The sequence below is a fragment of the Rhizorhabdus phycosphaerae genome, from assembly GCF_011044255.1.
GTDB lineage: Bacteria > Pseudomonadota > Alphaproteobacteria > Sphingomonadales > Sphingomonadaceae > Rhizorhabdus > Rhizorhabdus phycosphaerae.
Window position 1 is genome coordinate 4,190,328 of the sequence record NZ_CP049107.1, and the last position, 17,394, is coordinate 4,207,721.

Consider the following 17,394-nt stretch of genomic DNA (forward strand, 5'->3'; position numbering starts at 1 on the left):
AACGTAACTGCGATTCTCCGTCTATACAAGGCTTCATATCTAACTTAATTTTCAAGCTTGATTTGTCGTTAAAGCGGGGGTGAAAATGACGATGCAAAGGGGAATGCTGCGGCCCAACCATTTCAAATTGGGCACGTTCGCAACCAATTGTTCGGGGGGTATGTCGGTCACCAAGGTACCCGAGCGCTGGTCCGGCAACTGGGCGGACAATCTGCGACTCGCGCGGATGTTGGACGAGGCGGGGATCGACTTCATGCTGCCGATCGCGCGCTGGATCGGCTATGGTGGAGAGACCGACTTTCACGGTCGCGTGCTGGAAACGATGACCTGGGCGGCGGCGCTGCTGGCGTCCACGCGCGATATCACCGTGTTCGCCACGATCCACACGGCGGCCAATCATCCTGTGGTCGTCGCCAAGCAGATCGCGACCATCGACGAGATCAGCAACGGGCGCGCCGGCCTCAACATCGTCGCCGGCTGGAACGAGCCCGAATATCGGGCGCTCGGCCTGTCGCTGCCGGAAGATCATGTCAGCCGCTATGGTTATGCGCAGGAATGGTTCGACATCATCCGCGCCCTGTGGGAGCGCGAGGGGCCGTTCGACTGGGACGGCGCGCATTTCAAGCTGAGCGGCACCTATGGCAATCCCCGCCCCATCGGTGGGCGGACGCCGATCCTCAATGCGGCCGGGTCGGGCGAGGGACGCGACTTCGCGATCCGCAACGCCGATTTCCTGTTCACGCCGACGATCGACATCGACCGGTCGCGCGAGGAGGTGGCGGAGCTCAAGGCGAAGGCGAACGCCATGGGCAGCCCGGTCGACGTGCTGACCTTCAGCCATGTGGTGTGCCGCCCGACCGAACAGGAGGCGCGCGATTATGTGGCCTGGTTCACCGGCGACGCGATCGACGTTCCCGCGCTCGATAATCTGGTGCGGCTGCAGTTCGCCCATGCTCAGTCTTTTCCGCACGACCTGCTGGCGCTGATCCGCGACCGGATGGGCATGGGCCATGGGGGCTTCCCGCTGATCGGCACGCCCGAGCAGGTGGCCGACGGACTAATCGCGCTCCATGCCGCCGGCTTCGGCGGCACTACGCTGTCCTTCGTCGATTACGCCGAGGAGTTTCCCTATTTCCGGGATACTGTCCTGCCGATCCTGGAGGCGCGTGGCATCCGCCAGCCGGTGCGGGCGGGCTGAGCCGCGCGGGGCTCAGCCGTCGACCAGCCGGGCCGCCGCCTCCATATGCGCGTCGATCGGGTCGGTCGCGGCGGGAGGCGCGCCCGCGCTGGTCGTGACCGCTGCCGCGCTTTCGAGCGTGCGGTGGACCGGGCAGCGATCGGCGATCTCGAGCATCCGCGCGCGCTGTTCGTTGTCGACCTGCCCCTCGATCTCGATCCGCCGCGTGAAGAGATCGGCAGGTTGCTCGTCCTTGCGCTTGGCATGCCCGACCGCCGTGCGGATGCGCTCGACCGGCCAGCCTTTCTGGTCGGCATAGAGCCTGAGCGTCATCGTGGTACAGGCAGCGAGGCCGGCCGATAGCAGGTCATAGGGAGTCGGGCCCGAGCCCAGACCGCCGACGCTTTCGGGCTCGTCGGCAAGGAAGCTGGTACCGCCGGCCTGGATCGCCACCTGAAATCGGCCCGCACGCGTCTCCTCCGCGACCACATCGGCGTCACCGGCGTCGCGCGTCAACTCGACCTTGGGCAGATAGGGGGCCGCCCAGGTCGAGATCATCGCCGCTACATGTTCGGCCTCGCCATCGCCGCTGAGCATATGATCGGCCTTGTCGAGCGACACGAAGCTTTTGGGGTGGCGCGCCGCCAGGAAGATGGCGGTCGCATTCTCGACGTCGACGACGTGGTCGAGCGGTCCGTGGAGAACCAGCAGCGGCTTGCGCAGGGCCTCGATCCGGGCGCCCTGATCCTGTTGCCGCAGATCGTCGAGAAAGCGTTTGCCGAAGCGGAAGGGGCGGCCCGCGAGCGTCACGTCGCCGCTGCCATCCCGCTCGATCGCCGCCAGGGCCTCCTCTCCGAAATGCCGCAGGACGTGCGTCACATCGAAGGGGGCGGCGATCGTGGCGACGGCCCTGATCGACGGCATGTCGCCCGCCGCCGCAAGCGCCGCAGCGCCGCCGAAGCTATGTCCAACCAGCAGCGCCGGGGCCTTGCCGGCTGCTGCCATGGCTTCGGCCGCCGCGACGATGTCGCGGGCGTCGTCGGCGAAGCTGCCCTCGGCGAGCGAGCCGCCGCTTTCGCCAATGCCGGCGAAATCGAACCGCAGCGTCCCGATGCCCTGCGCCGCGAGTGCGCGGGCGATGCGGACGGCAACCAGTTGATCCTTGCCGCAGGTGAAGCAGTGCGCAACGAGTGCCCAGCCGCGCACCGGTCCCGCCGGAATTTCCAGGCGGCCCGCGATGGCCGCGCGGGTCCCGGGAAAGTCGAAGACCTCGGTCGGCATGCTTTTCTCCTTATGGGTCGGATTCAAATCAGCGTGGTGGCGATCGGGAGGCCGGACTTGAGCGTCAGCGTGACCGAGGTCCGCTCGGCAATATCGGCCAGCTTCGCGGCCTGTGCGGCATCGAGACCCACCGGCCGGATCGTGCGGGCGATCCGCCGTGCTTCGGGCGGGCCCGACAATGTCAGGTCGATGTCGAGCGACGCCAGCGGCCAGCCTTTCTTCTCGGCATACATGCGCAGCGTGATCGCCGTGCAGGCGCCGAGCGCCGCGAGCAGCAGGTCGAAGGGGGCGGGGCCGGTATCGCCGCCGCCCAGCGCTGCTGGCTCGTCGGCGGTCAGGGCGTGGCCGCCTGCGACGATATCGGTCCGATAGCGGTCAGCGCCTATCGTCGCGGTTGCATGGGCCATGTGACCTTCTCCGTTCAGGGGTAGCGGACCGGCTTGGGCTCTTCGGGCAGGGGAATGAACTCCTGTTCGTCGGGCACGGGGGCGAAGCGACGCTCGCGCCAGTCTTCCTTGGCCTGTTCGATCCGGTCGCGCGAGGAGGAGACGAAGTTCCAGTAGATGTTGCGTCCCTCGGGGAAGGGCTCGCCGCCGATCAGCATCAGCCGGGCGGGGCCCTTCGCCTTCAGCACGATCTCCGCGCCGGGCTTGAAGACGACAAGCTCGCCGGCGGCGAAGGCACCGGTCTGGCCAGCGACCTCGACCGATCCTTCGACCACGTACACCGCCCGTTCGACATGCTCGGCCTTCAGCTGGTAGCGGGCACCATCGATCAGGACGATGTCGGCATAGACCATGTCCGAATAGGCCTTCACCGGCGAGCGCAGGCCGTCCGAGGTGCCGACGATCAGGGTCAGCTTCGTGCCGTCCGCCTCGATCACCGGAATCTCCGATGCTTTATGATGCGCGAAAGCGGGTTCGATCTCTTCCTTGTCGGTGGGCAGCGCGACCCAGGTCTGCAGGCCGAACAGCGTGCTACCCGAAGGACGCAGCGCGTCGGGGGTGCGTTCGGAATGGACGATGCCCGATCCGGCGGTCATCCAGTTGACCTCGCCGGGGCGGATCGGCTGGACGCTGCCCACCGAATCCCGATGCATGATCTCGCCGTCGAGCAGATAGGTGATCGTCGCAAGGCCGATATGCGGATGCGGACGCACGTCCAGCCCTTCGCCGCCGCGGAAGGCCGCAGCACCCATCTGGTCGAAGAAGATGAAGGGGCCGACCATCCGTCGGTGTGGTGAGGGCAGGGCCCGCCGCACCTGAAAGCCTTCGCCCAGGTCGCGGACCGGGGGCAGGATCACCATGTCGACGCCGTCGACCTCGCTGCTGCGCATGCTCATCTGTGGAACTCCTCAATTCGGTCGGGTGGGGAGGCGGGCCGGTGCGGACGCTATGTTGTCCGCCACCCGGCCCGCCGGTTCAAGGGCGATGCGTCAGGCGGCGTCGACGAGCACGACCTCGCTGTCCTCGAGCGCGGTGATCCGGATGACCTCCATGTCGCGGATCGCGGCACCGTCGCGGGCATCGATCCGCTGGCCGTCTATCTCGACCGCGCCGGTGGCCGGCACGAGATAGGCGAAGCGGCCTCCGCTCAGCGGATATTCGGCGGTCTCGCCGGCCCGCAGCGTGGCGCCGACCACCCGGGCATCTGCCCGGATCGGGAGGCTATCCTCATCTCCCGCGATGCCGCTCGCCAGCGTCACGAACTGGCCCGCCCGGTCGCCCTTCGGAAAGGGCTTGGCGCCCCAGCTTGGCTGACCGCCCCGCTGCGAGGGCTGGATCCAGATCTGGAAGATGCGCGTGGTGACATCCTCCAGATTGTATTCCGAATGCTGGATGCCGCTGCCGGCCGACATCACCTGGACGTCGCCCGCCTCGGTCCGGCCGCGATTGCCCAGATTGTCCTGGTGGGAGATCGCGCCCTCGCGGACATAGGTGATGATTTCCATGTCGCGGTGCGGATGGGGCGGGAAGCCGGTGCGCGGGGCGATGGTGTCGTCGTTCCAGACGCGCAGGTCGCCCCAGTTCATCCGCTGCTCGTCATGATAGCCGGCGAAGGAGAAGTGGTGCTTGGCGTCCAGCCACCCATGGTTGGCGCCGCCGAGGGTGGAAAAGGGTCGAATATCGATCATGTCATGTCTCCAATGTCTGCGGCAGGGCCTTGGTTTCAGGCCGAAATCAGGGTGAGGGCGTCCACCTGCGCCCGGCTGAAGCCGAGGCCGAGCAGTTCGGGAACCAGCCGCTCGTCGGCCCGGCGGGTACGCCGCACGGTGCAGACGAAACGACGCAGTGCGTCAGCCCGGGGATCGAGCGCCGGCAGTTCAGAATGCTGTCCGGTGACGCGGTCCAGTGCGGTCCGCAGGAGCGAGCGCTTGCGGGGCACCGAGCGATAGGCTTCGGCTTCCTCATAGGCGCTGGCGACCGCCTTCCACTCGGTGCGGCTCAGTTCGGGGGCAGTGTTTTGGGCGGTCGTCATATCGTCCTCCTTCCTGTTGAGGAGGGTTTACCCGCTCTCGACTTATCCGTTCAGATAGATAAAATCGGTCGAACCGTTCGAGGAAATTGAAATGTCAAATCCGGGCATGCCGACCTTCGACCAGCTGAGGATCTTTCTCGCGGTGGTCGAGACAGGCAGCTTTGCGGCCGCCGGGCGCAAGCTCAACCGGGCGGTGTCGGTGATCAGCTATGGTATCGGCAATCTCGAGGCGCAGCTCGGCCTGACGCTCTTCGATCGCGAGGGAACCCGCAAGCCGGTCCTGACCACGGCGGGCCGCGCGGTGTTGTCCGAAGCCCGCATGGTATCGCAAGGGATCGACGGTCTGCGTGCCAAGGTGAAGGGTCTGCTCGACGGGCTCGAGGCCGAGGTCGACCTTGCCGTCGACGTCATGCTTCCAGCCGAGCGGCTCGGACGTGTCCTTCGAGCCTTCGCGGAACGCTTCCCGACCGTATCGCTGCGCCTGCATGTCGAGGCGCTCGGCGCGGTCACCGCGATGGTGCTCGATCGGGTGGCGACCATCGGCATATCCGGGCCGCTCGCAGCAGGCGTCAGCGGCATCGAACTCGTGTCGGCAGGATCGGTGCCGATGGTGCCGGTTGCGGCTCCCGACCATCCGCTGGGGCGCACCGCGAAAATCCCGCCGGGAATGGGGCGGGAGCATGTCCAGATCGTGCTCACCGACCGCTCGCGCTTCACCGACGGACAGGATTATTCGGTGCTCAGCCACCGCACATGGCGCCTGGCCGACCTCGGCGCGAAGCATCAGTTGCTCCGGCAGGGCATCGGCTGGGGCAACATGCCGCTGCCGATGATCGAGCCCGACCTGGTGGCCGGCACGCTCGTGCGGCTGCACATGCCCGATCATATCGGCGGCACCTATCGCTTCAACGGCATCTGGCGCAGCGACACGCCGCCGGGCCCGGCCGGCTCCTGGCTGCTCGATCAGTTCGTGACGCTCGGTGCGAATGACGAAGAGGAGGAGGGGTTCGGCGATATCTGACCGGTTACATTTTGTTGCCGGCTTCCCGACCCGTTGTTCCCTGCATGAAATCCGTTACGGAATGATAACGGAAGAGGGTGCGGGACGGTCCGCGATAGGCGGAGCCGATATGACGGAGAAAAACTATATCGACCTCTTCTATCCGGCCTGGAGCACGGGCCTCGAGCATTGCGCGCTGGTCATACAGTCGGCCATTCGGAAGCTGTCCGGGGGGCGTATCACCGTGCGACCGAGCCGGGGTCGCATGTCTCTCTATGAGGACGGGAAGCGCGATGATCCCCCGCCTGGCTATCTGGCCGAGCGAGGCCGGGTCGCGATCTTCATCGAACGGGTGTTCGAGCGGTCTTTCCTGAAGGACTATAAATCGCGCATATTGATCCCCAATCCCGAATGGTTCCTGGCCGAGGATGTGGACCGGGCCGGCCGCATGGTCGACGCGGTGTTCCATCGGAATCGCTTCTCGATGGAGACGCTTTCACCTCATCTCCCGAATGCGCGTCATCATCAGGTCGGCTTCACCTCGCGCGATCCCGGTATCACTGTGCGCGAACATCGCGGCTATGCACATTTTCGAGGCAAGGCGCCCACGCGGCACAGCCAGATACTCGTTGATCTGTGGGCGAAGCGGCCCGATCTGCCGCTTCTGTCGGTCCAGGCCTATGGCTCGGACATAGGTATCAAGACCGGCAAGTGGATCGGGGCCGACAATCTGCGCATGTTTCTCGGCTTCTTCCCGACCAACGAACAATATTTCCAAGAGCTTGCGGCGAGCGGTATCCATCTCTGCACCTCGGCGACCGAAGGCTTTGGACATTATATCAACGAGAGCCGCGCGATGGGGGCGGTGATCGTCGCGCTCGACGCACCGCCGATGAACGAACTGGTCCGGCCGGATTTCGGGATATTGGTGCCGACTATAGCGAGTTCGCCGCTCAACATGGGACAAAGCTTCGACACGACGATGGAATTGCTGGAAGAAGCAGTTGACCGGGTCGAGAGCCTGACGTTGAGCCAGCGCGGGGAAATGGGCGCCGCCGCGCGCGAGGCCTATGTGAAGGACCAGCAGCAGATGCTTGCCGGCCTAACCGAAGCTCTTTCCAGGGAGTGGAACTGAGCAGTCTTAGCTGCGCTGGATCTCCTGCGCGGCCGCGCATCGCTCGTTCGTCTGCTTCGCGCCGCCGCCGAGCAGGGCGATCGCGAGGAAACCGGCCACCACCAGAACGGCAAAAGCGGCAGTCACCTTGCCCAGATGCCGGTCGATCACCGCCTTGATCGGCGCCCCGAACAGGCGGAACATAACGCCGACGATCATGAAGCTGATAGAGCGCGATACGATCGACGCGCCGATGAAGACCAGCAGATTCATGCCGATGAAGCCAGCGGTGATCGTCAGCAGCTTGAACGGGATCGGGGTCGCGCCCTTCACTATGATGATCTCGGCGCCATAATCGCGCAGATAGCAGGCGGCCTTGGGGAAACTCTCCGCGAGGCCGAGAGCGCGCAGCAGCGCTTCGCCGAACGCCTCATAGACGAAATGGCCGATCGCATAGCCGAGCAGCCCGCCCGCTACCGAGGCCAGTGTCGCGACCGCTGCGAAGCGGATCGCCTTCTTCGGTTCGGCCAGGCACATCAGGCCGAGGAGGGGATGCGGCGGCACCGGAAAGAAGCTGGCTTCCATGAAGGCGAAGGCCGCCAGCCACCATTCGGCGTGGCGGTGCGCCGCCTTGGCCATGGTCCAGTTGTACAGGCGGCGCAGCATTCAAATCCCCCCGAAAGTCCTGCCGCCTGATAGAGGCTGACCGTCCCGGGTGGAAGCGCCATAAGCGCCCGGGCTATTCTGCGGTGCCGGCTGCGCTCGGATGGGCTGCGCAGGCCAGGGTGCCGGCAACGGTCAGTAGGCCGGCCAACAGCAGCGGCGGCATGAGGCCCCAGCGTATCACCATCGCTGCGCCAATGGCCGCGCCGACGAAGATCGCGACGACCCCGGCGGTGCGTCGACCCCAGTTCGGATTGGCTCCCCCGGCCCAGCCCGAGTCCGCCGCGAGGCCGGTCAGGGTAAGGGTGAGTACCGTCGTCGTCAGATCGGGGACCTTGAGCTGTCGAATGGTGGCGTTGCGGAAGCCCATGGCCAGCGCGGTGAGGGCGATGATCGCATAGAAATCCGGCGTCGGCGACTGGTCGGCGATATCGAATCCGACCGCGACATAGGCTGCAATCCACAGCAGGCTGGCTTCGATACCCGCCGCGACGATCAGCCAGCGACGAAGCGGTCGACCGCGATGGGCCTGACCCGCACGACCGCCGACCAGCGCACCGACCATGAAGGACAGCAGCGCGACCAGATAGGGTGCCAGGTGGAATCCCGGTGTCCCCGCCACTGCAAAGCCCAGGAAGACGACATTGCCGGTCATGTTGGCAGTGAACACCTTGCCGAGACCGAGCACGCTGATCGCATCGACCAGCCCGGTCGTGACGGACAGCAGCAGCAGGAGCGAGGGCAGGGCGGCGCTATGGGGCGGCCTGGGAGCGGCAACGTCTTGGTGCGGCATGTTCGACCCTTCGGCTCCGGATGATTGCGGTGAGATGCAGTCGGTCTACGCCGGAGACCATCGGGCTCACACCGGTAAAAGCTGGTGCTGATCATTCAAGAATATCGAAAGGTCAGACAGGGGATTCAGTCCGGCACTGTCCTACCTGGCGCACGCATCGCGCCAGCCCCAGGCCTATGCGATCCTCCCCGGCCAGGGGAGGGGAACCATCCCCAGGATGGTGGAGGGGTTTCTCTCTCCTCCTCCCAGCCCCGATCTTTGTTCATTGCCGTTTCCCCTCCACCGGCTTCGCCGGTCGCCCTCCCCGGGCCGGGGAGGAATGAGTTGCGGTTGAGAATGAGGTTTAAAATAAATTATTTTACAATAGGATGGATAACGATCTTTCTATCAGATTCTAGATTCCTCAGACCGCCCAGCAGCCGCAGCCGAGACTGCCCCAGAAGCTCTGGACGTCCGCCGCCGGCACATTTGCGCCGAGCGCCGATGCATGGTCGTGGCCATGGACCGAACAGGACGATGAACAGCCGCAGGCGGAAGCCATTTTCGCGCGCGCGTCGGGCGCCCGCCAATAGCCGCCGAAGGTCGCGACCGGAGACCAGTCGGGCATCGGCCGGGGCAGCGGGGGCGCGAGGTCGGCGAAGTCGCCTTCGCCGTGGACGACCTTGCCGCCCAGCATCGTCATCACCGATCGCAGCCTGACGATCTCATCCTCGGGCACCAAGAAATAATCGTCGGAGAGCAGGACGAGGTCTGCCAGCTGGCCGGCCTTGATCTGCCCCTTCTTGCCCTGTTCGTTCGAGAACCATGTGTTCGCTTCGGTCCACAGGCGCAACGCCGTCTCGCGGTCGAGCCGGTTGGCGACCGGATAGAGGCGCAGGCCGCCCACCGTCTTCGACGTTACCAGCCACGACAGCGAGACCCAGGGGTTGTAGCTGGCGACGCGGGTGGCGTCGGTGCCGGCGCCGACCGGCAGGCCGGCTGCCATCATCCGCTTGATCGGGGGCGTCCGCTCGGCGGCCTTGGCGCCATAGCGCTCGACGAAATATTCGCCCTGATAGGCCATGCGGTGCTGTACCGCGATGCCGCCGCCTAGCGCCGCGATCCGGTCGATGTTGCGCTCGCTGATCGTCTCGGCATGGTCGAAGAACCAGTTGAGGCCTTTGAGGGGAATGTCGCGGTCGACCTTCTCGAACACGTCCAGCGCGCGGCCGATCGTCTCGTCATAGGTGGCGTGCAGGCGCCAGGGCCAGCGCCGTTCGGCGAGCAGCCGGATGACGGGTTCCAGATCGCCTTCCATATTCGGCGGCATATCTGGCCGGGCGACCCGAAAATCCTCGAAGTCGGCGGCCGAATAGACGAGCATCTCACCCGCGCCATTGTGGCGGTAGCTGTCGTCGCCATCGCCCGGCTTCACCTTGGTCGACCAGGTCGCGAAGTCCCTGAGCTCTTCCTTCGGCTTCTGCGTGAACAGATTATAGGCGATGCGCAGGCTAAGCTCGCCGTCCTTGTGGAGCTTTTCGATGATCTCGTAATCGTCGGGATAATTCTGATAGCCGCCGCCGGCGTCGATCACGCTGGTCACGCCGAGGGCGTTCAACTCACGCATGAAGTGGCGGGTGGAATTCAACTGATATTCGGGTGGAAGCTTGGGCCCCTTGGCGAGGGTCGCGTAGAGGATCGTGGCATTGGGCTGTGCCAGCAGCAGGCCCGTCGGATTACCTTGGGCGTCGCGAACGATTTCGCCCCCCGGCGGATTGGGCGTGTCCCTGGTGTAGCCGACGGCACGCAGGGCGGCCGCGTTGAGGAGGGCGCGGTCGTAGAGGTGAAGGATGAAGACCGGGGTGTCGGGTGCGGCGGCGTTGATCTCGTCGATCGTCGGCAGGCGTTTCTCCGCGAACTGATGTTCGGTAAAGCCGCCGACGACGCGCACCCATTGCGGCGGAGGGGTGTTCTGGGCCTGCTTCTTCAGCATCGCCATGGCGTCGGCGAGGGTGGGAACGCCTTCCCAGCGCAGCTCCATATTATAGTTCAGACCGCCCCGGATGACATGGATGTGGCTGTCGATCAGACCGGGGATCAGGCGCCGGCCGCCGGCGTCGACGATCCTCGCGCCTGGGGCGGCGGCGCGGGCCTCGGCCTCGCTGCCGACCGTCAGGAATTTGCCGTCGCGTATCGCCAGCGCTTCGGCCGTCGGATTTGCGCGATCGAGCGTGGTGATCCGGGCGTTGGTGACGATGACGTCCTGGCTGTTCATGGCGAAGGCTTTCCCTGGGGTGGCGGCGAGGGCGGCGGCGGCGGCGAGTGCCTGACGGCGAGTGATGGTCATGCGCCGCCCTTTCCGGTTTCTGTGGCCGTGCCCTGGTCCTGGGCCGGAAGGTCTTGGCCGACGAGGATGCTGCGTTCGGGGCTGGAGAACAACCTTTTGGCGGCCGGCAGCGCCTGCTCGCCCAGAAGGATGCCGAGCAATCCGACCAAGGCGACGGCCGGAGGTGCGGGGGAACGGACGCCGATCAGGCTGTAGAGCAGGCCTGCGAGCAGTCCGGCGCCCATCGAGAGCAGGTAGATCCGCATGGCGTCCGTTCCTTCGGTTTCGGTCAGGCCTGGATGAAGGCGAGGATGTCGGCGTTGAGAACGTCGGCGTTCACCGTCAGCATGCCGTGCGAATAGCCCTCGTAGATCTTGAGCGTCGCATCGGGCAGCAGTTCGGCCTGCAGGACGGCAGCGTTCTTGTACGGAACGACCTGATCGTCATCGCCATGCAGAACCAGCGTCGGCACCGTGATCGCCTTCAGATCGTCGGTCTGGTCGGTCTCGGAGAAGGCCTTGATGCCTTCATAATGGGCCAGCGCGCTGCCCATCATGCCCTGACGCCACCAATTGTCGACGATAGCGGGCTTCACGTCGGCGCCGTCGCGGTTGAAGCCGTAGAATGGGCCTGCGGCGACATCGCGGAAGAATTGCGAGCGGTTTGCCGCGAGGCCGGCGCGCAGGCCGTCGAACACCTCGATCGGCAATCCGCCCGGATAGCGCTCGGTCTTCACCATGATTGGGGGGATCGCGCTGACCAGAACGGCCTTGGCGACGCGACCCTGCGGCAAGCCATGGCGCGCGACATAGGCTGCCACTTCGCCACCGCCTGTCGAATGACCGATGTGGACGGCGTTGCGCAGGTCGAGATGCTCGGCCACCGCTGCCGCATCGGCCGCATAATGGGCAATGTCGTGGCCGAAATCGACCTGGGCGGACCGGCCATGGCCGCGGCGGTCATGGGCGATGACGCGATAGCCCTTCGACAGGAAGAACAGCATCTGTGCGTCCCAGTCGTCGGAGGACAGCGGCCAGCCATGGTGGAACATGATCGGTTGGGCATCCTTGGGCCCCCAGTCCTTGTAGAAGATCTGAACGCCGTCCTGGGTGGTGACATAGGTCATGGTGAAATCCTTTCGCGTATTGGGTTGGTCGTCGAGCGCCGCGGCCGTTCCGCCGCGGGAGGATGCGATGTCAGTGTGAACCTTCCGAGGCGTCGAACATAGCCTTCGCGTAGGTGATGCCGAGGCCATAAGCGCCGCCCCATTTGCGGGCGATGCCCGTGGTGAGGTCGTAGGTGTCGGAGCGGGCCCAGTCGCGCTGCAGTTCGAGCAGATATTGCAGCGAGGTGATGGGGCGGGCACCGGCCTGGATCATCCGCTCGACGGCGCGCTCATGCGCCTCCTGGGAGATGTCGCCGCTCGCATCGGTGATCACATAGACCTCGAAGCCCTGGTCGATCGCGGAGAGGACCGGGCCGACGATGCAGACCGAGGTCCAGAGGCCGGCGAAGACGAGGCGCTCCTTGCCGATGCGGTTCACTTCCTCGATCACGCCGGCATCTTCCCACGTGTTCATCGAGGTGCGGTCGAGCAGCTTCTGGCCGGGGAAGGCGTCGGTGATCTCGGCGAACATCGGGCCGGAGAAGCTCTTTTCTGCCACCGTGGTCAGGATGGTCGGGACGTTGAAGCCGGCGGCAGCATTGGCGACCAGCGCGGCGTTGTTGCGCAGAAGCTCCGGCGCGATCGACTTGGTGGCGAAGGCCATCTGCGACTGGAAGTCGATCAGGATCAGGCTGTGGTCGGTCGGCGACAGCAGGGTCTTTCCGGCGGTCGGCGTGGCGGTGATGGTCATGTCTCTTGCTCCCTCATGCAATCCGTTCGCCCGTCCATCCGGGCTGAATGCAGGTCTAAGGGAGTCGCTGCCTCCGATGCAGCCGTATAAAATTGTCCGAACTATTCTATTTTATCGAAAAGAAGCCGATCAGAGCGGAAGGGCCGTCGAATATTTGATCTGCTCCATCGCAAAGGACGACGTCACGTCGCGCAAGGGCGCCGCCCGGATGATGCGCTTGTAGATACGGTCATAGTCGTCGATGTCGGCACAGACGATCTTCAGCAGATAATCGGTCTCGCCGCTCATCCGGTAGAACTCGGTGACCTCGGGTATTTCCGCGATCGAGCGCGCGAACAGCGACAGCCAGTCCTCGCTATGCTCGTTCGCGCGGACACCGACGAAGACGACCGTCTTGAGGCCGATCTTCGCCGGATCGAGCAGGGTGACGCGACCCCGGATATAACCCTCGCGTTCGAGCCGCTTGACCCGCTTCCAGCAGGGGGTTTGGGACAGCCCCGACGCCTCGGCCAGCGCCGCCAGCGACAGGGTCGCATCCTTCTGCAGATGGGTCAGGATTCGCCTGTCGGTGGCGTCAAGCATCCATATTCTCCCTAGGAGAGCCTATCGAGAATTATATGTTTGCACATCTCCAGATCATAGACAGATAAAAGAAAAAATCTCTCGCCCGTCGCACATAATCTGGTGGCGAGGAGACGACGATGAAAAGGCTGTTTCTGGATCACCCTGCATCGGTCGGAGAAAATTATGCGGAGCATTTCGCCCATGCTGCGAGCTTTGCCGGGCTTCTTGGACTGGCCGCGGTCGCCTGCCTGCTCCACGCCCTTGTGCCGTGCATGTGCGAAAGCACCGCCAGCCGCCTCGTCACCCGGTTGCACGATCGGATGGTGACGAACCGTCGGCGGAGATCGCAGATCACGGAAGGTTCGAATCTTTCCGATTGAGGCCAGTGCAATATGGCCGATGGTGAGACGCAATAAGACAAAAGTTTACACTATTTTACAATTCCTACGTAGTTATCGTAACTGCGAGGTACGCAAAGCATTGTATTGCAAGGCTATGTTTCAGTCGCTGATTTATGTGAGCCGCAGTCTGCTCACGATGCCCTCGCAATCTGCGGAGATCGACCAGATCGTGGCCGTCTCTACGCAACGCAATGCTCAATTGGGTATCCGCGGGTCCCTGCTGTTCACCGAACGACATTTTGCCCAACTGATCGAAGGGCCGCGCGATGCCGTTGAGGAGGTCATGCTCAGCATCGAAAGCGACTGCCGGCACGAACAGGTGACGGTGATCGAGCGGAGGCCGATCGACGGCTATCGCTTCGTCGGCTGGAGCCTGTCCTACTGGGGCGACGCGGGCTATGTCGACGCCCAGATCGGCAAATTGCTGGAGAGCAGGGCCGCCGACGAGGTAGGCGATCTCTATATGCTGATTCAGCGCATGGCGCAGGAGAGCCGCAAGGCCGGGTCGCCTATCGGCCGGCCTTCGCTCCAGCCCTGATCCATCGACCCAAATGAAAAAGGCCGGACCCTTGCGGATCCGGCCTCGTCTCTTGTCCCTGTCGACTGCGATCAGTCGAACAGCTTGCCCCAGGCGCGCTTGGCGCGGTTCTTCCAGTGGCCGCGATGATAGGCGTCGGACGCCAGCAGCGGCAGGACCGAGCCGGCCTCGGCGAACACCATCTGCTCGATGCCAGTGTTGACCTTACCCCAGCTCGCCGCTTCCTGCAGCGTCGAAGACGAGCAGGCGCCGTCGCGCACGTCGGCGACGGTGATCTGTACCGCGTATTTGTGAACCTCGACATCCTCATGACCGAGAATCTCGGCGCAGACGACGGTGTCCTGGATGAAGTTCTTGGGCACGCCGCCGCCGATCATCAGCAGGCCGCTGGTGCCCGCCTTGATCTTGATGTCGGTCAGCTCGCGGAAATCCGCGATAGCGTCGATCATCATATAGGGGCGGCCCGCCTTCATGCAGTCGACCTGGTGCTTGACGAGGCCGAAGCCCGCCGAGCTGTCGACAAAGGCCGGGCAGAAGATCGGCACATCATGCTCATAGGCTAGCTTGACGAGGCTGTTTTCCTTCTTGCCATGCTCGACGAGATATTTGCCCATCTCGCGGATGAAGGCCCGGCTCGAATAAGCGCGCGGCTCGAGGGAGTTGGCGATCTTGTTGATCGTGAAGTCGCAGTCCTGAAGCTGCTCTTCGTCGATATAGGTGTCGTAGATGCGATCGATCAGCAGCGAGCGCAGCGTGTCGTCATCGGGCACTTCGAGCGCCTGATAATGTTTGTGGCCGAGGCCCTCGAAGAAATCCATGTCGACGATCGTGGCACCGGTGGCGACGACCGCGTCGACCATGCCCGAGCGGACCAGTTCGGCATAGGCGTCCATGCAGCCGCCGGCCGAGGTCGAGCCCGCGATCACCAGGAAGATCGTGCAGTCGGGATCCTCGAGCATCTGGTTGTAGATGCCGGTCGCGCGCGCGAGATCACGGCTGGTGAAGCTCATCTTGCCCATCGCATCGATGATCGGGCGGGCGTCGAAGCTGGTGATGTCGATATGCTCGACCTGCGTCGAAAGCAGCTCGGCCTTGCGCGTGTCGTTGACAGAGGGTGTGTTCATCATGGTCTCCGGAAATCAAAACGGCCGCAGCTCCGGCGGAAGGCCGGACCATCGTCGCTCACATGAGGCGGATGGTCCGGCTTTCCGCCGGAGACGGGCTTTACTGCTGCGCAGCCCTTACAGGGTGATGACGTTGTGCGAAACCGTTTCGCGCTGCGTGTCGTCGTCGATGTAGAGCGACGCCATCGGTTCGTCGGTCATGATGACCCGCTCGCCGGCGGTGAAGCCGTTGAAGCCGGTCCGCATCGCGCAGCCATAGGCGCCGAGCATGCCGATCTCGATATAGTCGCCGACATTGACGTCGCCCGGCAGCACGAACGGTCCCGCCATGCGATCCATGTCGTCGCAGGTGGGGCCGTAGAAGCTGAACCCGGTGTCGCGGATGCGCGGTTCGCCGTCGCGCAGCAGCTGGACCGGGAAGCGCCAGCCGACATGCGCGGCATCGAACAGCGCGCCATAGGCGCCGTCGTTGATGTAGAGCTCGTCGCCGCGACGACGCTCGACGCGGACCAGCAGGCTGGCATATTCAGCGCACAGCGCACGGCCCGGCTCACACCACAGTTCCGACGAGTAGGACACCGGCAGGCTTTCGAATGCCTGGTGGATGGCGTTGAAATAGGCCTCGAGAGCGGGCGGTTCCATGCCGGGATAGACCGACGGGAAACCACCACCGACGTCGATCACGTCGACCGTGACCGCTGCGGAGACGATCGCCGCACGGACCTTCTCCATTGCCTGCACATAGGCCGACGGGCTCATCGCCTGGCTGCCGACGTGGAAGCAGATGCCCAGCGCGTCGGCGACCTGGCGGGTGCGCAGGAGCAGTTCCTTGGCATCGGCCAGCTCGACACCGAACTTCGACGCGAGGCTGAGCTTCGACATCTCCGAGGAGACGCGCAGGCGGACGCACAGCGTCAGGTCGGTCGCGCCCTTGGTGGCGCGGACGATCTTGTCCAGCTCTTCGAGCGAGTCGAGCGAGAAGGTGCGGACGCCATAGTCGAAATAGGCTTCGGCGATCGCTTCCTCGGCCTTGACCGGGTGCATGAAGCAGAGCTTGGCGTCCGGCGCGATGCCGGCGACCAGCCGCACTTCCGCGATCGACGCCACGTCGAACTGCGTGATGCCGTTCTCCCACAGGATCTGGATCAGATCGGGGGAGGGATTCGCCTTGACGGCATACATCGAGCGACCCTGGAACTTCTCGACGAAGAACCTGGCAGCCCGCGCAGCGGCGTGGGGACGAAGAAGCGTTACCGGCTGAACCGGCTTAAGGGACGAAGCTAGCCCCAGCGCGCTATGGTGCTTGTGCAACTCAAGGGACCTCCGGGTGTAACGTGGGCAAGAAAGCTGCCTTGCGGTGGAAGTCCCATGGGGCAGCGGAGGCGCGGATATATGGTGCGTTGACCCCCATGTAAAGTTTCGAAATTCCACTTGGCGTCCAGCAGGTTCATCCGATCCCGAAAATGGCCGGATTATGGGGCGAAATGCATGAGGCGATCTGCGCCGCCGACGCCGTGAAGGGGATGCGACTCGCAGCCTGAGCTTGCCTGACGGCCGTCGAAATGGCTCAACCAAGCCATGCTCATGCGCCCGAACGAATCCGACATCCCCGCCATCGTGGACCTGGTCAACCGCGCCTATCGCGGCTGGGGCGAGCAGCGAAGCTGGACGGTCGAGGACTTCATCGCCGAGCCCAGGGCCGATGAGGACGAGATCCGGCAAGACCTGGCGGACCCGTCGGTGCGACTGCTGATTGTGCGGGACGGCGCAACGGGCGCGCCGATCGCCACCGTCCGCCTTCAGGACGAGGGGCACGGCCTTTGGCAGCTGGGGATGCTGAGCGTCGACCCGGCCCGGCAGCAGGACGGTCTCGGCCAGCGCGTCATGGCCGCCGCCGAAGATGCCGCCCGTAGCGCAGGAGCACGGCGGATGCGTCTCTACGTCGTCCATCGGCGCCCCGAACTGCTGCAATGGTATGGACGGCGCGGTTATGGTCCGACCGGGGAGACCCGCCCCTTTCCGGGGCAGGCGAGCGGATCAGGTTCCGATGCGGGCAACGATCTTCATTTCGTCCTGCTCGAAAAAACGCTGTAGATGGAC

General features: G+C 64.5%; 20 protein-coding genes. 6 read left to right on the plus strand and 14 right to left on the minus strand.

Annotated elements, in window-relative coordinates; genetic code table 11:
- The first annotated feature begins 103 nt into the window (after positions 1-103).
- Positions 104-1,198, plus strand: coding sequence for an LLM class flavin-dependent oxidoreductase (locus G6P88_RS19470; RefSeq protein ID WP_165325311.1), 1,095 nt, complete (start codon positions 104-106; stop codon positions 1,196-1,198).
- A gap of 12 nt (positions 1,199-1,210) precedes the next feature.
- Here G6P88_RS19470 and G6P88_RS19475 read toward each other — a convergent pair whose 3' ends face one another.
- From G6P88_RS19475 to G6P88_RS19495, 5 genes are all read right to left on the minus strand, one after another.
- Complete coding sequence (locus G6P88_RS19475) at positions 1,211-2,458, minus strand: bifunctional alpha/beta hydrolase/OsmC family protein (RefSeq protein WP_165324674.1); 1,248 nt, start codon at positions 2,456-2,458, stop codon at positions 1,211-1,213.
- 23 nt (positions 2,459-2,481) lie between these two features.
- Positions 2,482-2,865 (minus strand): OsmC family protein, encoded by a 384-nt coding sequence (locus G6P88_RS19480; protein WP_165324675.1) that lies wholly within the window; start codon positions 2,863-2,865, stop codon positions 2,482-2,484.
- A gap of 14 nt (positions 2,866-2,879) precedes the next feature.
- Positions 2,880-3,800, minus strand: a complete 921-nt coding sequence (locus G6P88_RS19485; protein WP_165324676.1) for a pirin family protein — start codon at positions 3,798-3,800, stop codon at positions 2,880-2,882.
- Positions 3,801-3,893: 93 nt separating this feature from the next.
- Positions 3,894-4,592 carry a pirin family protein gene (locus tag G6P88_RS19490; RefSeq protein WP_165324677.1) on the minus strand — a complete coding sequence of 233 codons (699 nt, stop codon included), beginning with the start codon at positions 4,590-4,592 and terminating at the stop codon, positions 3,894-3,896.
- Between the two features lie 35 nt (positions 4,593-4,627).
- On the minus strand, positions 4,628-4,936 hold the full coding sequence (locus G6P88_RS19495) for a hypothetical protein (protein WP_165324678.1): 309 nt from the start codon (positions 4,934-4,936) through the stop codon (positions 4,628-4,630).
- Positions 4,937-5,027: 91 nt separating this feature from the next.
- On the opposite strand from G6P88_RS19495, the gene G6P88_RS19500 reads away from it, so the two are divergent.
- Complete coding sequence (locus G6P88_RS19500) at positions 5,028-5,957, plus strand: LysR family transcriptional regulator (protein ID WP_165324679.1); 930 nt, start codon at positions 5,028-5,030, stop codon at positions 5,955-5,957.
- A 109-nt stretch (positions 5,958-6,066) separates the two neighbouring features.
- Positions 6,067-7,071, plus strand: coding sequence for a glycosyltransferase (locus G6P88_RS19505; protein ID WP_165324680.1), 1,005 nt, complete (start codon positions 6,067-6,069; stop codon positions 7,069-7,071).
- 6 nt (positions 7,072-7,077) lie between these two features.
- On the opposite strand, the gene G6P88_RS19510 is transcribed toward G6P88_RS19505, so the two are convergent.
- The 7 genes from G6P88_RS19510 to G6P88_RS19540 all read right to left on the minus strand — a co-directional run bounded on the left by G6P88_RS19510 (position 7,078) and on the right by G6P88_RS19540 (position 13,249).
- A complete protein-coding gene (locus tag G6P88_RS19510) occupies positions 7,078-7,716 on the minus strand; it encodes a YqaA family protein (protein ID WP_165324681.1) in 639 nt (212 codons plus the stop codon).
- Between the two features lie 73 nt (positions 7,717-7,789).
- The gene (locus G6P88_RS19515) at positions 7,790-8,506 is read right to left on the minus strand and encodes a YoaK family protein (protein WP_165324682.1); all 717 of its coding nucleotides are present in this window, start codon (positions 8,504-8,506) and stop codon (positions 7,790-7,792) included.
- A 403-nt stretch (positions 8,507-8,909) separates the two neighbouring features.
- Positions 8,910-10,832, minus strand: a complete 1,923-nt coding sequence (locus tag G6P88_RS19520; RefSeq protein ID WP_165324683.1) for an amidohydrolase — start codon at positions 10,830-10,832, stop codon at positions 8,910-8,912.
- On the minus strand, positions 10,829-11,077 hold the full coding sequence (locus G6P88_RS19525) for a DUF1427 family protein (protein ID WP_165324684.1): 249 nt from the start codon (positions 11,075-11,077) through the stop codon (positions 10,829-10,831). Before G6P88_RS19525 ends, G6P88_RS19520 begins: the two co-directional genes overlap by 4 nt.
- Positions 11,078-11,100: 23 nt before the next feature.
- Complete coding sequence (locus G6P88_RS19530; RefSeq protein ID WP_165324685.1) at positions 11,101-11,937, minus strand: alpha/beta fold hydrolase; 837 nt, start codon at positions 11,935-11,937, stop codon at positions 11,101-11,103.
- A gap of 70 nt (positions 11,938-12,007) precedes the next feature.
- The gene (locus G6P88_RS19535; protein ID WP_165324686.1) at positions 12,008-12,667 is read right to left on the minus strand and encodes a hydrolase; all 660 of its coding nucleotides are present in this window, start codon (positions 12,665-12,667) and stop codon (positions 12,008-12,010) included.
- Positions 12,668-12,796: 129 nt separating this feature from the next.
- A complete protein-coding gene (locus G6P88_RS19540) occupies positions 12,797-13,249 on the minus strand; it encodes an Lrp/AsnC family transcriptional regulator (protein WP_165324687.1) in 453 nt (150 codons plus the stop codon).
- A gap of 119 nt (positions 13,250-13,368) precedes the next feature.
- On the opposite strand from G6P88_RS19540, the gene G6P88_RS19545 reads away from it, so the two are divergent.
- Both G6P88_RS19545 and G6P88_RS19550 read left to right on the plus strand, forming a co-directional pair.
- Entirely contained in the window at positions 13,369-13,611 is a 243-nt protein-coding gene (locus G6P88_RS19545) for a DUF6356 family protein (RefSeq protein WP_165324688.1), read from the plus strand.
- 115 nt (positions 13,612-13,726) lie between these two features.
- Complete coding sequence (locus G6P88_RS19550; RefSeq protein ID WP_165324689.1) at positions 13,727-14,170, plus strand: BLUF domain-containing protein; 444 nt, start codon at positions 13,727-13,729, stop codon at positions 14,168-14,170.
- A 71-nt stretch (positions 14,171-14,241) separates the two neighbouring features.
- Here the strand turns inward: G6P88_RS19550 and G6P88_RS19555 are convergent, their stop codons facing one another.
- The gene (locus tag G6P88_RS19555; RefSeq protein WP_165325312.1) at positions 14,242-15,294 is read right to left on the minus strand and encodes a 1,9-bis(guanidino)-5-aza-nonane synthase; all 1,053 of its coding nucleotides are present in this window, start codon (positions 15,292-15,294) and stop codon (positions 14,242-14,244) included.
- Between the two features lie 117 nt (positions 15,295-15,411).
- On the minus strand, positions 15,412-16,605 hold the full coding sequence (locus tag G6P88_RS19560) for a type III PLP-dependent enzyme (RefSeq protein ID WP_165324690.1): 1,194 nt from the start codon (positions 16,603-16,605) through the stop codon (positions 15,412-15,414).
- 267 nt (positions 16,606-16,872) lie between these two features.
- On the opposite strand from G6P88_RS19560, the gene G6P88_RS19565 reads away from it, so the two are divergent.
- Positions 16,873-17,388: a GNAT family N-acetyltransferase gene (locus G6P88_RS19565; protein ID WP_165324691.1), complete on the plus strand. Its 516-nt coding sequence runs from the start codon at positions 16,873-16,875 to the stop codon at positions 17,386-17,388.
- The last annotated feature ends 6 nt before the right edge of the window (positions 17,389-17,394 follow it).

What these genes read in the sequence shown, in the direction of transcription:
- G6P88_RS19470 (WP_165325311.1), top strand. Translation starts at nt 104, where the DNA reads ATGCTGCGGCCCAACCATTTCAAATTGGGCACGTTCGCAACCAATTGT.
- G6P88_RS19475 (WP_165324674.1), bottom strand. Translation starts at nt 2,458, where the DNA reads ATGCCGACCGAGGTCTTCGACTTTCCCGGGACCCGCGCGGCCATCGCG.
- G6P88_RS19480 (WP_165324675.1), bottom strand. Translation starts at nt 2,865, where the DNA reads ATGGCCCATGCAACCGCGACGATAGGCGCTGACCGCTATCGGACCGAT.
- G6P88_RS19485 (WP_165324676.1), bottom strand. Translation starts at nt 3,800, where the DNA reads ATGAGCATGCGCAGCAGCGAGGTCGACGGCGTCGACATGGTGATCCTG.
- G6P88_RS19490 (WP_165324677.1), bottom strand. Translation starts at nt 4,592, where the DNA reads ATGATCGATATTCGACCCTTTTCCACCCTCGGCGGCGCCAACCATGGG.
- G6P88_RS19495 (WP_165324678.1), bottom strand. Translation starts at nt 4,936, where the DNA reads ATGACGACCGCCCAAAACACTGCCCCCGAACTGAGCCGCACCGAGTGG.
- G6P88_RS19500 (WP_165324679.1), top strand. Translation starts at nt 5,028, where the DNA reads ATGTCAAATCCGGGCATGCCGACCTTCGACCAGCTGAGGATCTTTCTC.
- G6P88_RS19505 (WP_165324680.1), top strand. Translation starts at nt 6,067, where the DNA reads ATGACGGAGAAAAACTATATCGACCTCTTCTATCCGGCCTGGAGCACG.
- G6P88_RS19510 (WP_165324681.1), bottom strand. Translation starts at nt 7,716, where the DNA reads ATGCTGCGCCGCCTGTACAACTGGACCATGGCCAAGGCGGCGCACCGC.
- G6P88_RS19515 (WP_165324682.1), bottom strand. Translation starts at nt 8,506, where the DNA reads ATGCCGCACCAAGACGTTGCCGCTCCCAGGCCGCCCCATAGCGCCGCC.
- G6P88_RS19520 (WP_165324683.1), bottom strand. Translation starts at nt 10,832, where the DNA reads ATGACCATCACTCGCCGTCAGGCACTCGCCGCCGCCGCCGCCCTCGCC.
- G6P88_RS19525 (WP_165324684.1), bottom strand. Translation starts at nt 11,077, where the DNA reads ATGCGGATCTACCTGCTCTCGATGGGCGCCGGACTGCTCGCAGGCCTG.
- G6P88_RS19530 (WP_165324685.1), bottom strand. Translation starts at nt 11,937, where the DNA reads ATGACCTATGTCACCACCCAGGACGGCGTTCAGATCTTCTACAAGGAC.
- G6P88_RS19535 (WP_165324686.1), bottom strand. Translation starts at nt 12,667, where the DNA reads ATGACCATCACCGCCACGCCGACCGCCGGAAAGACCCTGCTGTCGCCG.
- G6P88_RS19540 (WP_165324687.1), bottom strand. Translation starts at nt 13,249, where the DNA reads ATGCTTGACGCCACCGACAGGCGAATCCTGACCCATCTGCAGAAGGAT.
- G6P88_RS19545 (WP_165324688.1), top strand. Translation starts at nt 13,369, where the DNA reads ATGAAAAGGCTGTTTCTGGATCACCCTGCATCGGTCGGAGAAAATTAT.
- G6P88_RS19550 (WP_165324689.1), top strand. Translation starts at nt 13,727, where the DNA reads ATGTTTCAGTCGCTGATTTATGTGAGCCGCAGTCTGCTCACGATGCCC.
- G6P88_RS19555 (WP_165325312.1), bottom strand. Translation starts at nt 15,294, where the DNA reads ATGAACACACCCTCTGTCAACGACACGCGCAAGGCCGAGCTGCTTTCG.
- G6P88_RS19565 (WP_165324691.1), top strand. Translation starts at nt 16,873, where the DNA reads ATGCTCATGCGCCCGAACGAATCCGACATCCCCGCCATCGTGGACCTG.